Raw genomic sequence first — 14,341 nt, forward strand, 5'->3', positions numbered from 1 at the left:
ATTCAACTGCTTATGGCTGAAGACGTAACAAATGCGGCCCCAGCTGGCTGACCGACGTACAACCAAGCTGCGCGATTGTGCGGTCAACTTCCTGCAAAATAATCTCCAGTGCCCGTTGCGCACCCGCCTCACCGGCTGCGGCGACGCCATACAGCATCGGTCTGCCGAGCAGGACCGCATCCGCACCGAGCGCCAGTGCTTTCACGACATCAGTGCCACGGCGAAAGCCACTGTCAATAAGGATCGTCGCCTGCGAACCGCACAGTGTCCGGATATCCGGCAGCACTTCGAGCGCACTCACCGAGCCGTCAAGCTGACGTCCGCCGTGGTTTGACAGCACAATGCCATCGGCTCCGCTCGCAAAAGCAAGTTGTGCATCTTCCGGCGCCAGGATCCCTTTGATCAACAAGGCACCCTGCCACTGACTGCGGATCCAGCGCAGAGTTTCCCAACTGAGACGGGTATCCATCTGCGCCGAGAAGTAGCTCGCCCCACCCGCCCCGCGTTGCTTATCCGCCGGAACATAGGGTTTGAGATTACCGAACCCAGGCATTCCCGCCGGTTTTAAGGTTCGCCATACCCAACCCGGATGCAGCGCAACATCAAGCATGCTCCAAAGCGATAGCTTCATTGGCCGCCGGTAATTACGCTTATCTTTTTCACGGTTACCGAAATGCACCGCATCAACCGAGACCACCAGCGTGGTGCAACCGGCCGCTTTCGCGCGCGCCAAAAGTCCGGCAGTGACGGCACGGTCTTTGAGCACATACAACTGAAACCAATGCTGCGGCAGGTTTTCTGCCGCGATTTCTTCAACCGATGCAGTTGAAACGGTGCTCTGGATATAACCGATACCCGCATGTTTCGCTGTACGGGCCAGCATGGCATCCGCACCGAAACGCAACATGCCGTTATAGCCGGTCGGCGCAATCAGCAACGGCGCTGAAAGGCGCTGTCCGCACACCGTGACGGATAAATCGCGCTGGCTGGAATCGTTCAGCACCGGCGGAATAAAGCGCCAGCGCCCGAAAATCTCCCGGTTGTCTTTCAGCGTTTGTTCATCATCCGCCCCGCCTTCGACATAGCTGAATGCAAAACGGGGCAATGCGCATTTCGCCTGCCGGCGCAAATCGTCAATGTTCAGCGCAACACGTTTCACGCTGCCCCCTCCGCCAGGATACATTTCAGGCTGTCGATAAACTGACGGTTATCCTGTTCATTACCGATGGACACGCGGATCCAGTTTTCATAACCGGTTTCCCGCCAGGGTTTGATAATTACACCGAAACTAAGCAAGCGTTGTGCCAGTTCTGTGGCCGGGCGGCCGCAATCAAAGAAGAGGAAGTTGGCATACGATGAGGCGACGTTAAAACCAAGCGCGGTAAGTTCTGTCGCAACGCGTCCGCGCTGCGTGCTGACCAGCGCAATGCTCTCGCGGACATGATCTTTATCCTGCAATGCCGCCACGGCAGCGATCTGCGCCGAACGGTTGATGTTGAAAGGCGTACGCACTCTGTCCAGCAGGTTAACCAGTTCAGGATGACTGGCTAAACCATACCCCACCCGCAACCCGGCCAGCCCGTACGCTTTCGAGAAAGTCCGCAGCACGATCCACGGTCGTGGCTGGTCAGCCAGTACGCGCAGACTGTCAGGGTATTCAGGATCGGTTTCGCAATATTCGAAATAGGCTTCGTCAATCACCAGCACACAATCCGCTGGCGCGGCATTAATGATACGGGCGAATCCTTCCCGGTTGAGCATGCAGCCCACCGGATTGGAAGGGTTGCTGAAAATCAACATCTTCGCCGGTCCGGACAGCGCGTTTTCCCAGGCTTCGATATCAAATTCCTGCTGTGCATTAACACCCACCATGGTGACATCGGCACCCATCATGCGCGGGAAGATTTCATGTAAACCAAACGAGGGGATCAGCGTGACCACGCGGTCGCCGGGGCTAAGAAACGCCAGCGCCAGCATATGCAGAATGTCTTCCGAACCGTTGCCGATAACAATATTTCCGGCTGCCACCCCGGTATCTGCGGCCAGCGCATCACGCAGCGCCATGCTTGATGCATCAGAATAAATCGCACTGAAACAGGCGTCCGCTTCTAATGCGGCCCTCGCCAGCGGACTGGCACCCAACGGATTTTCATTACTGGCCAGTTTGGCAACATGCGTCACGCCATATTTTTTTTGCACAGCCTCTGCCGCAAGCCCGGCGTTATAAGCGCTCAGCGACCGTGCTGCGGGCCTTGCCAGTTTTTCCAGGAGCTGTTGCTGCTTTTCAAATACCGAATCAGAAACTGCCAGATCTGAAGCCATTATTCACCTCACGCTGCTAAGTTGCTCCCGAGTATGCCGTAAATCAGCGGTGTTTTACGCCTCTTTTTACAGCATTTTCCGAATACTTTAGAAACAAAACGGGCAACGGCCTGCGCCGCTGCCCGTGAGTATTGTTCAATTTAATTTCCTGACGTATTAATCACTTACAGTGATGACTTGCCAAGCATCGGCAAATTCAGATGATGGCGTTCAGCACAGTCTTGTGCCTGTTCATAGCCAGCATCTGCATGGCGCATCACCCCTGTCGCCGGGTCATTCCACAGCACACGTTCAAGACGGGCATCTGCTTCTCGGGTACCGTCAGCAACGATCACCATTCCGGCGTGCTGTGAGAATCCCATTCCGACGCCACCGCCGTGATGCAGACTCACCCAGGTTGCGCCGCCCGCCGTATTAAGCAATGCATTCAGCAGCGGCCAGTCAGAAACCGCATCAGAACCGTCTTTCATGGCTTCCGTTTCACGGTTTGGTGAGGCAACAGAACCGGTGTCGAGATGGTCACGACCGATAACAACCGGTGCTTTCAGTTCACCGTTACGGACCATTTCATTGAATGCCAGACCGGCAAGGTGGCGCTCGCCAAGACCCAGCCAGCAGATCCGCGCCGGTAACCCCTGGAAGGCAATGCGTTCACGCGCCATATCCAGCCAGTTGATGAGGTTTGCGTTGTCCGGGAACAGTTCCTTCAGTTTTGCGTCGGTTTTGTAGATATCTTCCGGGTCACCGGAAAGCGCCACCCAGCGGAACGGACCTTTACCTTCGCAGAATAGCGGACGGATATAGGCCGGCACAAAGCCCGGAAAATCAAAGGCATTTTCCACGCCTTCGTCTTTGGCAACCTGACGGATGTTGTTGCCATAATCGACAGTCGGAATGCCCATAGCATGAAAATCGAGCATTGCCTGAACATGTCTGGCCATTGACGCACGGGCAGCTTTCACCACCGATTGCGGATCTGCCTGCCGCGCATCCTGCCATTTTTCCAGGCTCCAGCCTTCCGGCAGGTAACCGTTCAACGGATCATGTGCCGAGGTCTGATCAGTGACAATATCCGGGCGCAGACCGCCTTCTTTCGCGCGGGCAACCAGTTGTGGCATCACCTCTGCGGCATTGCCCAGCAGGCCGACGGAAATGGCTTTTTTCTCAGCGCAGGCTTTTTCAATCATGGCCAGCGCTTCATCAATGCTGTGTGCTTTGTAATCGAGATAACGGGTGCGCAGACGGAAATCGATGCGCGACTCCTGGCATTCAATCGCCAGCACGCAGGCTCCGGCCAGTACGCCAGCCAGTGGCTGAGCGCCGCCCATGCCGCCCAGACCGGCCGTCAGGATCCATTTGCCACGCAGGTCACTGTTGTAATGTTGACGCCCTGCTTCCGCGAAGGTTTCATAAGTGCCCTGCACGATGCCCTGCGCACCGATATAAATCCAGGAACCGGCAGTCATCTGGCCGTACATCATCAGGCCGGCTTTATCCAGTTCATGAAAGTGATCCCAGTTTGCCCAGTGCGGGACAATGTTGGAATTGGCAATCAGCACGCGCGGTGCATCGGTATGCGTGCGGAAAACGCCGACCGGCTTGCCGGATTGCACCAGCAGCGTTTCGTCTTCACGCAGCTTACGTAAACTGTCGAGAATGCCTTCAAACGCCGGCCAGTTGCGCGCCGCTTTACCGATACCGCCATAAACCACCAGATCTTCCGGACGCTCAGCGACATCCGGATCGAGATTGTTCTGGATCATGCGGTATGCCGCTTCAATCAGCCAGTTCTGACAGCTCAGTTCCGTGCCCTGTGGCGCACGGATAACGCGGGCAACGGCCGTTTTTTGTGGAGCGTTCATCGTCGTTTCCTTCTCTAAAATAAGGGGTTATAAATCAGTCGGTATAAGACAAAATTGCTCAGGCAAAGCTTGGCAGCAGCGCTTCAATCGCAGCAGGCCAATGCTCGCGGGAAGCCCAAAGACGCATCATTTCAACGTCCGGTGCCATCAGGCGGTCTTTTTCAAGAAACGCTACGTTTTCACGGATCGCTTTCATTTCATTTTCCAGCGTGGCTGAACTGCGCAGCGGACGATGGAAATCAATACCTTGTGCGGCGGCCATCGCTTCTATGCCTACGACCACACTGGTGTTAAAACACATGTCCCCCAGACGGCGGGCGGCATAGGTGGCCATGGATACATGATCTTCCTGATTCGCCGAAGTCGGCAGGCTGTCAACGCTGCCCGGATGCGCCAGCGATTTGTTTTCCGACGCCAGAGCCGCTGCGGTAACCTGCGCAATCATGAAACCTGAATTCACACCACCGTCATTAACCAGAAACGCAGGCAAACCGGAAAGCCCGGTATCGAGCAGCAGCGCCATACGGCGTTCGGAAATCGCACCGATCTCAGCGACGGCCAGCGCAATGATATCGGCGGCAAAAGCCACCGGTTCGGCATGGAAGTTACCACCGGAAATCACATCACCGTTTTCGGAAAATACCAGCGGGTTATCGGAGGCCGCATTCGCTTCGATGCGCAGAATGCGCGCAGCGTGGTGCAGATTATCCAGACAGGCCCCCATCACCTGCGGTACACAGCGGATGGAGTAAGGATCCTGTACCCGACCGCAATCCGCATGAGACGTGACAATGTCACTACCTGAGAGAATAGCGGTCAACGCGGCTGCAACCCCCATCTGCCCCTGCTGCCCCCGGGCTTCGTGAATCCGCGCATCCAGCGGTTTCACTGAACCTTTAATCGCTTCGAGCGACAATGCGCCCGCCACCAGCCCGGCAGAAAATACACGTTCGGCCTCAAACAGGCCGGACAGTGCAAGAGAAGTGGAAACCTGAGTGCCGTTCAGCAGTGCCAGCCCTTCTTTCGGACCGAGTTCAAACGGCTTCAGACCCGCCGTCGCCAGACCGTCAGTTGCCGACATTTTTACGCCTTGTGCCGTAACCTGACCCTCGCCAATCAGCATCAGGGAAAGATGTGCCAGCGGTGCTAAGTCACCGGATGCACCCACAGAGCCTTTCTCAGGAATACAGGGATAAACCCCGGCATTAAACAAAGCAATCAGCGCATCGATAATCTCAATACGGATACCGGAATGGCCGCGCGACAGACTCAGCACTTTGGTCGCCATCACCAGACGCACCACGTTATCCGCCAGATCCTTGCCGATCCCGACGCTGTGTGACAACACCAGATTGCGTTGCAGTTCCGCCAGACGTTCCGCCGGAATACGCGTTTGGGCCAGCTTGCCGAAACCGGTATTGATGCCGTAAACCACTTTTCCTGATTCAACAATGCGGGTGACCGTTTCCTGTGACGCCAGCACGCCCGCGCGCGCCTCCTCAGCCAGTTCAAGGCGAACATTGCCCTGATAAATCTTGCGCAGCATCGGCAGATCAACATGACCCGGTTGCAGGCGGCAAAGGGTTAACACATGGGATGAAGAAGCCATAATCTATTCCTGTATAGACAAGTTAAACCGGAAGTAAACCCGGCGAAGGACTCAGCCCGCCGGGTATATATGCATTACATGACGAATCAAAAACCTGTTATCTGCAGACACATGGCAACGAAATCAGTGTTCGATTGTCTGCATCGTTTCGGTCCGAATTTCTTCGGTAACCAGCGCTTTCAGCGCCATAAATTCCGGCGAGGTTTTCAGGGTATAGTCCCGCGGATGCGGGAAATTAACCGCCACCTCGGTTTTGATCCGCCCCGGTCGCGCACTGAAAATCGCCACTTTGTTAGCCATAAAAATGGCTTCATCAATATCGTGCGTCACGAACAACACGGTTTTGCGTGAGGATTCCCAGATCGATAACAGCAGTTCCTGCATCATCACGCGGGTCTGGTTATCCAGGGCGCCAAAAGGCTCATCCATCAGCAAAATTTTTGGATCATTCGCCAGCGCGCGGGCGATGGCGGTGCGTTGCTGCATCCCGCCGGAAAGCTGACGCGGGAAATGCTGCTCGAAACCCCGCAGCCCGACCTTATGAATAAAGTAGTCGCTGCGTTCTTTTTGCGCTGCCTTACTTACACCACGCTCCTGCAAACCAAAACAGATGTTTTGCTCAACGGTCAGCCAGGGGAACAAGGTATAACTTTGAAAAACCATGCCACGATCGGCACCGGGTCCCTCCACGCGTTCACCGTCTAACCACACTTCGCCACGCGTCGGTTGATCCAGCCCGGCAACAATACGCAGTAATGTAGATTTACCGCAGCCTGAGGGCCCGAGGATGGTGATAAAGTCGTTTTCATTAACCTGATAATCCACCGGTAACAGCGCCTGTGTTTTCTCACCCTGCGGACCGGTAAATATACGTTCAACCTGACGGACACTCAGTTTCGGATGGCTCATCACAATGAACTCCATACAAACAGGCGACGGTTGGCCGCTTTGAACAACAGATCGGAGAGCAAACCAATGCAACCAATCACGATAATGCCGAAGATCATTTGCCCGGTATTGAGCAGCGCCTGGCTGTTAACAATCATATGACCGATACCGCTTGAAGAGCCGATAAGCTCTGCCACAATCACGTAAGTCCACGCCCAGCCAAGCACGAGGCGCAGCAACTCGGCTATTTCCGGTGCCGCACCGGGAATGATTACCCGGCGCACAACACTCCGGTTGGTTGCGCCTAATGTATACGCAGCTTCGACCAGATCACGCCGTGCTGCCCCGACAGTCACCGCCACCATCAGGGTTATCTGGAAGAAAGAGCCGATGAAAATCACCAGTATTTTCTGCATTTCACCGATACCCGCCCACAGGATCAGCAACGGCACAAACGCTGAGGCAGGCAGATAACGACAAAACGACACAAACGGCTCGAAAAAGGCTTCGATCAGTTTGTAAGATCCCATGAGGATCCCGAGCGGAACGGCAATAACGCAGGCCAGAATAAAGCCGCCCAGCACGCGCATTACCGTCATGCCGATGTCGGTCGTAAAATCAAAATCGGTAAACAGTAAAATCCCTTCCTGCAACATGCTCGCCGGGCTGGCGAGGAATGTTGCGGAAACGAGGCCGGTAAACGTCACCAGCGCCCATACGGCAAAAAACAGCACAAAAAAACAGAACCCGAGAAACCATCGACGCCGTGAGTCTACCGGGCGCAAAGGCACCATCATCGGGTTATGCCAGACTTTTTTGCTTGCGGGCAACGGTGCCGGCTCACGTAGAACTGACTGCGCTGTTATCTGTTGTTCTGCTGCCTGACTGACAGGACTGTTCATATCGCGGTCCTTCATGGCTATTTCACGTACTTCGCGTCATATAACGTATTGATATCTGGTGTTTTACGCAGGATTTTCATCTCAGTCAGCAACCGCGCAGCTTCGTTAGTGAAGGTCACGATTTCACCGCTGAAGAATTTCTGGTTGGCCTCACGATCCTGCCAGCGCAGATAACTGGATTCCTCTGCAAACTGTTTGCCGGTCTCTTTCACCGCCGCGCCCATGATTTCGTTGGATTTCTCCGGTTCTTTCCTGATCATATCCAGCGCTTCAAAATAGCTGCTCACCAGCGCCTGTGCGGCTTTTGGATTTTTATCCAGCCAGTCCGGCGTACAGCCCAGCGTATCCATCACCATCGGATAATCCAGCGTCGTTGCCAGAATTTTTCCTTTATCCGGGCTCTGACGGATGTTGGAAAGGTAGGGTTCATAGCTCACTGCAGCGTCATTCTGCCCGGCAATAAAGGCGTGCGCAGCGGCGTCCGGTCCGAGCGTGGCGAGTTTGACGTCTTTCATCGTCATGCCGTTTTTATCGAGGATCCACGCCAGCAGGAAGTAAGAGGAAGTACCCGGTGCATCCACGCCGATGGTTTTGCCTTTCAGATCGGTAATCTTGTTGATACCGCTGCGCACCGCGATACCGTCCGCACCGTAAGATTTATCCAGCTGTACGATTTGTTTGATCGGCACACCACTGGCATTCCAGGTTAAATAGGTTTCAACGGTGGTTGCCGCACATTGCAGGGAACCGGAAGCAATGGCCAGATGACGCGACTGCTGCGGCACCATTTTCAGCGTGACATCCAGACCGTTCTTTTTAAAAATGCCCGCTTTGTCTGCCAGTGTCAGGGGGGCAAACCCCGTCCAGCCCGAAATACCCACAGCAACCGGCGTATCGGCCGCCTGCGCCGCACTGACAGCCATACTGCCCAGCGCTACTGCCAGCCCTAACAACGACAACGAACGTTTCAGTACAACCCTGGTAATCTTGTTGCTCATCTGCCACTCCTGCCAATATGCCTGTCTCGGGGAAATGCCTGTGACTGTCAAACGCCGCAAGCAAATTACGCTACTGTATATTCTTGTCTATACAAGTGAGTCGAAAATAACAAAGCAAGCTTTATGCCAGTTTATGCTGATGCCGTTTTGCCACATCCGGCGGCGGTTACGCCTCGTCCCATGCGGGCTGGTGAATCAATTCAGTGCGTTGCATGCTCCCTTTTAGCGCAACCCTGCAGGGTATTTATCGTGTAATGGCCGCCCATAACAGCAGGCCTCTCTGTACCTGATCAACAGGGGTCAGACTCACCGATGCCTGTCGCGATGCTGCCGCTGTCTCAGACCAGTAATATCCCTCGCCCGCCCGCAGTAGCCCGCCATCCGCCAGTTGCCACGTCCCGCTGATGACATAAATCACGCCACCTTTTTCGCGCGTCACCGTCAGGTGCTCGCGTGCGGCAACCACCCGTGAGGCACATTCCGTGCGCCGCGTCATGATGTTGAAATCGGTCGTCACATCACCCAGCAGGCGGGCGCTGAGTGCAATATCACCACTGAAAGCAAACGGCTCGCCGGTGACATTGAGTAAGTGATCGACATCAGGCGGTGCCTGTAAATGCACACCTTCCCCGCTCAGCAAGGTGATGGAGCGGTCAATACCGGGGAATGCCGAGAACGGACCATCCTGTGCGATGGTGGCAATGCTGGCGCGCCAGTCAAAATCACGGCTACCGGCAGGAAAACTGAAGATTTCGCGGGTCTCGCCACCGCCATTACGCCACGGACTGACCGGCAGGCCATCGAAAGTGAAGTGCTGCCAGGCAATCATGCGACGTCCTCCGCCAACTGACGGAGAAGCGAGAGGAAATCCGCCGCCGCAGCCTGTTGCTGCTCATGCTGTCCGTTCACAATGCGCGCAATACCGCCAACATACACATCACGGATCTGCCCGGCATTACCGGCGAACAGCCAGCGGTTAAGCAGTTCACTGTTTTTTGCGGCAGCGAGATAAGGATCCTGCCCGTCGAGTACCAGCCAGTCGGCACGATACCCCGCAGAAAGCTGTCCGATAAGCGCGCCGCAAGCCTGTGCACCGCCCTGCAATGCCTGGGTATACAGCACATCGCCCACAGAATTTTGCGCGGCGGTCGTCAGCCGGTTACGTCGCTGATCACGCAGGCGTTGCCCGTATTCAAACCAGCGCAGTTCTTCAACTACATTCAGGGAAACATGGCTGTCGGAACCGATCCCCCACCGCCCGGACTGCGCCAGATAATCGACGCCGGGGAAAATCCCGTCGCCCAGATTAGCCTCAGTGGTCGGGCATAGTCCGGCTACCACCCCGCTGCCTGCCATGCTCGCCAGCTCGAAGCGGTCAGCGTGCGTGGCGTGGATCAGACACCAGCGGGAATCAATATCCAGATTGTCGTACAGCCAGGAAATCGGGCGCTGTCCGCTCCAGCCCAGACAATCGTTCACTTCTTTCTGCTGCTCGGCGATATGAATATGCACCGGCAGATTTTTGTCTGCGGACTGCAACACCTGCTGCATTTGCTCAAGCGTCACGGCGCGCAGGGAATGGAAACACAACCCCTGATTTTGCAGACTTTTGCCGCTGAGCTGTTTGCGGATAATTTCCTGTTGTTTCAGATAACTGTCCGCATCCTGAATAAACCGTTTCTGTCCGGCCTGTGCCGGTTGCGCGCCAAATCCGGCGTAACGGTAAAGCACCGGCAGCAGGGTCAACCCGATGCCGGTTTGTGAAGCGGCTTCACTCAGATGCGCGGTCATTTCACCGTGGTCGGCATAAGCCTGACCGCTGATGTCGTTATGCAGATAGTGAAATTCAGCCACCTGCGTGTAGCCACCTTTGAGCATTTCGATATACAACTGACGGGCTATTACGCCAACCTGCTCAGGTGTCAGGCGCTGCACCATGCGATACATCAGATCGCGCCAGGTCCAGAAGCTGTCCTGCGGATCGCCGGCAACTTCCGCCAGCCCGGCCATCACCCGCTGAAATGCATGCGAATGGAGATTCGGCATTCCCGGAACCACCGGGCCGGAAAGGGGCAGACACCCCTGCGGATCGCCGTCCGGGGTCACCGCCGTCAACATTCCGGCAACATCGACATCCAGCCGCACGTTGTGCGCCCAGCCATCAGCAAGTAAAGCGCGTGGAGCAAAATAAGCAGGCATGACAGCATTCCTGAGCAGTAAGAAGAAACATAAACGCAATTTTATGGAAACAATTGCAAAAGTTTTAAGCGACTTGTCTATACATATACATATGCCTGATTGCGCTGTAAACTTGCAACAACCCTTTTTTTATAAATTTAGTTTTCCGTCACGCCCTTTCCGTTTACTTTCCTTTGATGGAAACTGCCGGGCGGACAGGCAAACTTTCCCAATATTTCTGGAATTTCATTGAGTGAGGTAAGAGTCATGTCGGAGCCCACACCACTTTTGCAAAATGGTGCTACACAACAACAGGCTGTGTCACAACAGGGAGTATCACAGCAGACATTGTCCGAACTGGCGGCTGCGATGAGCGACACACCCGCGCCCATTTATCAGCGGGTCAAACAGGCGATCATCAGCCAGATCCGCGCCGGTGTCTGGAAACCGCATCAGCGTGTACCGTCTGAAAGTGAGCTGGTCAATGAAATTGGCGTCAGCCGCATGACCATCAACCGCGCCCTGCGCGAACTGACCAGCGAGGGATTTTTGATCCGCATGCAGGGCGTCGGGACCTTTGTGGCCGAAGCCAAGGCTTATACCCCGATGCTGGAAGTGCACAACATTGCCGATGAAATTGCCCAGCGCGGTCATCGTCATGACAGCAAGATTCTGGTGTGCGAAGCGCGACTGGCGGACGCCGATCAGGCGCTGCAACTGGGTATCGCCACGGGTACGTTGATGTTTTACTCGCAGATTGTTCATTACGAAAACAACGTACCTGTGCAGATTGAAGATCGTTTTGTGAACCCGGAAACCGCCCCCGATTATCTGCAACAGGTGCTGAACAAGCAGACACCCTATACGTATCTGATGGAAATCGCGCCGCTGACGGCGGGTGAACACCGTGTTGAAGCCATCAGTGCCAGCGATGAGCAACGCGAGCTGTTGCAACTGAACGAACATGAGCCTTGCCTCCTGATCCACCGCAGGACCTGGAGCGGCAGCCGCGTGGTGACTTCCGCGCGCCTGATTTATCCCGGTTCCCGCTATCAATTATTTGGACGTTTCACCAGCCACGGCTGATTCCGGCACACCTTAATGGCGGCTTTGCAAGGCCGCTATCTCTTCGTTCAAATTTTGGAAGACGTCTCGTAATAAGAAAAAACTATCGCTGGCTGCCTTGCCGGTTTCACGGTTATGCGTTAGGTTGACTTTAGTTGTCTATACAAGATGAATTCAGCCTGGAGCCTGTCATGCCGGTAGCGATATCCCCTTCTTTTTCAGCCGAACCCCCTTCCCGTTGTGACAGCGTATGGCGCGGTGCCACGCTGGTCACCATGCAGGACGGGCATTACAACCTGATTGAAAACGGCGCGATGGCGGTCGCAGACGGGAAGATCGTCTGGACCGGCTCTGCCGCAGATTGTCCGGTTTTCGCGGGAGCCACACAGCATGAATTCAGCGGCGGGATCATCACCCCGGGCTTCGTTGACTGCCATACGCATCTGGTATTTGGCGGCGATCGCAGCGCAGAATTTGAACAGCGGCTCAACGGCGTCAGCTATGCAGAAATCGCCGCAGCCGGTGGTGGCATTCTCTCCACCGTCAATGCCACCCGCGAGGCCAGCGAAGATGAACTTCTGGCGCAGGCACTGTTCCGCTTACAACCGTTGCTGGCAGAAGGCGTGACGTGTGTTGAGATTAAATCCGGTTACGGGCTGAGCGTCGAAAGTGAGCTGAAGATGCTGCGGGTGATCCGTCGTTTGGGCGTTATGCTGCCGGTGGAGGTGAAATCCACCTGTCTTGCCGCCCATGCCCTGCCGCCGGAGTTCAAAGGACGCGCGGATGACTATATTGATCTCATCTGCGAAACATTATTGCCGGTGGTTGCCAGTGAAAACCTGGCCGACGCCGTCGATGCCTTTTGTGAACATCTGGCGTTCTCTCCGGCACAGGTTGAACGGGTTTTTAATACCGCAAAAGCCTTGGGATTACCGGTTAAATTACACGCCGAGCAACTGTCTTCGCTGCATGGTAGCGCCCTGGCGGCACGGCATCATGCGTTGTCAGCCGACCATCTGGAATACGCCACCGCTGAAGATGCGCAGGCCATGGCCGCCAGCGGCACCGTCGCCGTATTACTGCCGGGGGCATATTATTTGCTGCGCGAAACACAATGCCCGCCGGTGGATGAGTTCCGCAAACATCAGGTGCCGATGGCGCTGGCCAGTGACGCCAATCCGGGCACATCGCCTGCACTTTCTTTGCGTCTGATGCTTAACATGGGATGTACGTTGTTTCGCCTGACGCCTGAAGAAGCGCTGGCCGGGATCACCTGCCACGGTGCGCACGCGCTCGGTTTACAGGAAACACACGGCACGCTGGAAGCGGGAAAAGTTGCTGATTTTATACACTGGCCGCTGTCACGTCCTGCGGAACTGGTTTACTGGCTGGGTGGTCAGTTGCCCTGCACTGTTGTCTATCGTGGAGAAGTACGAGGAGAGTTCCGTTCATGAGTCTTTCAACTGCTAATGTTATCGCTGAGCCATACCATTTTACCCAGGGTACCGCGCCGTTACTGATCAGCATCCCCCATGCAGGGACGCAGCTTACGCCAGAAGTGGCCAGCGGTCTGAGCGATGCCGCTCTTCCGCTTTCCGATACCGACTGGCATATCCCGCAGCTGTATGATTTTGCGCGTTCACTGGGTGCCAGTATTCTGGTCGGCCAGTATTCACGGTTCGTTATCGACCTGAACCGGCCTGCTGACGATAAACCGTTGTATACCACCGCCACGACAGGTTTATACCCCGAGACGCTTTTTGACGGACGCGAGACCTTTAAACCAGGCATGACGCCGGCAGACACGCAGCGCCAGCAATATCTCGATCAAATCTGGCAACCCTATCACCAGAAAATACAGTCAGAACTGGCGCGTATGAAACAGGAATCCGGCTATGCGCTGCTGTTTGATGCACATTCTATTGCGTCAGTGATACCGCGTCTTTTCGACGGCCGGCTACCGGATCTCAATCTGGGCACCAACAGCGGCGCAAGCTGTTCACCGGCGCTGAGTGAAATTCTCGACAGAACCTGCCAGCAACAAACCCGCTTCAGTCATGTGCTTAATGGCCGGTTTAAAGGGGGATATATCACGAGAGCTTATGGTCAGCCTGACCGGGATATTCATGCCGTTCAGCTTGAGCTGGCGCAGGTGAATTATATGGAGGAGATTGAACCGTTTTCGTATTCACCTGACAAGGCGGCCGAATTACAGGTGCTGTTGAGGCAGTTGCTGGAGGGAATGGTGGATTGGGGGGCGGACAGGTATAAACAAGGCGCTGGTTAATTTCACTTTTCGCTGGCCGCTAAGGATAGCCGCAAAATCCCGCCGCTGCACGGTTCCCTTCGTTCGGGTTACAACCCGCGTAAAAAGACACGCGGTTTTCCACCTCTCCCTCCGGCGGTATTTGGAACCGGCCTCAGGCTTCTACGTCGCAACCTTACTTGTTTTGTTTTTTTAAAAGCCAGGGGCGATTCAGAAAGCTTGCTGAACGGAGCGGCCTGGAGACCAAAGGC

General features: G+C 55.2%; 12 protein-coding genes. 3 read left to right on the top strand and 9 right to left on the bottom strand.

Features of this window, described 5'->3' with window-relative positions; genetic code table 11:
* Window positions 1–10 precede the first annotated feature (10 nt).
* From J1781_RS22535 to J1781_RS22575, 9 genes are all read right to left on the bottom strand, one after another.
* Entirely contained in the window at window positions 11–1,183 is a 1,173-nt protein-coding gene (locus tag J1781_RS22535) for an alpha-hydroxy acid oxidase (protein WP_205951547.1), read from the bottom strand.
* Window positions 1,156–2,322, bottom strand: a complete 1,167-nt coding sequence (hisC, locus tag J1781_RS22540; protein ID WP_217234230.1) for a histidinol-phosphate transaminase — start codon at window positions 2,320–2,322, stop codon at window positions 1,156–1,158. The genes J1781_RS22535 and hisC overlap by 28 nt, the downstream gene beginning before the upstream one ends.
* A gap of 164 nt (window positions 2,323–2,486) precedes the next feature.
* Window positions 2,487–4,184: a urocanate hydratase gene (gene hutU / locus J1781_RS22545; RefSeq protein ID WP_217138621.1), complete on the bottom strand. Its 1,698-nt coding sequence runs from the start codon at window positions 4,182–4,184 to the stop codon at window positions 2,487–2,489.
* 58 nt (window positions 4,185–4,242) lie between these two features.
* Window positions 4,243–5,793 (bottom strand): histidine ammonia-lyase, encoded by a 1,551-nt coding sequence (gene hutH / locus J1781_RS22550; RefSeq protein WP_129951246.1) that lies wholly within the window; start codon window positions 5,791–5,793, stop codon window positions 4,243–4,245.
* 123 nt (window positions 5,794–5,916) lie between these two features.
* Window positions 5,917–6,702: an ABC transporter ATP-binding protein gene (locus J1781_RS22555; RefSeq protein WP_217234231.1), complete on the bottom strand. Its 786-nt coding sequence runs from the start codon at window positions 6,700–6,702 to the stop codon at window positions 5,917–5,919.
* Window positions 6,702–7,583, bottom strand: coding sequence for an ABC transporter permease (locus tag J1781_RS22560; protein ID WP_217234232.1), 882 nt, complete (start codon window positions 7,581–7,583; stop codon window positions 6,702–6,704). The genes J1781_RS22555 and J1781_RS22560 overlap by 1 nt, the downstream gene beginning before the upstream one ends.
* Window positions 7,584–7,600: 17 nt before the next feature.
* A complete protein-coding gene (locus J1781_RS22565; RefSeq protein WP_217234233.1) occupies window positions 7,601–8,581 on the bottom strand; it encodes an ABC transporter substrate-binding protein in 981 nt (326 codons plus the stop codon).
* Between the two features lie 244 nt (window positions 8,582–8,825).
* Window positions 8,826–9,410, bottom strand: coding sequence for a HutD/Ves family protein (locus tag J1781_RS22570; protein WP_217234234.1), 585 nt, complete (start codon window positions 9,408–9,410; stop codon window positions 8,826–8,828).
* Window positions 9,407–10,780 carry a formimidoylglutamate deiminase gene (locus tag J1781_RS22575; protein WP_217234235.1) on the bottom strand — a complete coding sequence of 458 codons (1,374 nt, stop codon included), beginning with the start codon at window positions 10,778–10,780 and terminating at the stop codon, window positions 9,407–9,409. Before J1781_RS22575 ends, J1781_RS22570 begins: the two co-directional genes overlap by 4 nt.
* A 246-nt stretch (window positions 10,781–11,026) precedes the next feature.
* Here J1781_RS22575 and hutC point away from each other — a divergent pair, with 246 nt between their 5' ends.
* From hutC to hutG, 3 genes are all read left to right on the top strand, one after another.
* Window positions 11,027–11,845: a histidine utilization transcriptional repressor HutC gene (gene hutC, locus J1781_RS22580; protein WP_217234236.1), complete on the top strand. Its 819-nt coding sequence runs from the start codon at window positions 11,027–11,029 to the stop codon at window positions 11,843–11,845.
* 170 nt (window positions 11,846–12,015) lie between these two features.
* Window positions 12,016–13,278 carry an imidazolonepropionase gene (gene hutI, locus J1781_RS22585; protein ID WP_217234275.1) on the top strand — a complete coding sequence of 421 codons (1,263 nt, stop codon included), beginning with the start codon at window positions 12,016–12,018 and terminating at the stop codon, window positions 13,276–13,278.
* Window positions 13,275–14,111, top strand: coding sequence for an N-formylglutamate deformylase (gene hutG / locus J1781_RS22590; RefSeq protein ID WP_217234237.1), 837 nt, complete (start codon window positions 13,275–13,277; stop codon window positions 14,109–14,111). Before hutI ends, hutG begins: the two co-directional genes overlap by 4 nt.
* Window positions 14,112–14,341: the final 230 nt, after the last annotated feature.

Origin of the sequence: Rahnella perminowiae (assembly GCF_019049695.1) — a bacterium.
Classification (GTDB): domain Bacteria; phylum Pseudomonadota; class Gammaproteobacteria; order Enterobacterales; family Enterobacteriaceae; genus Rahnella; species Rahnella perminowiae.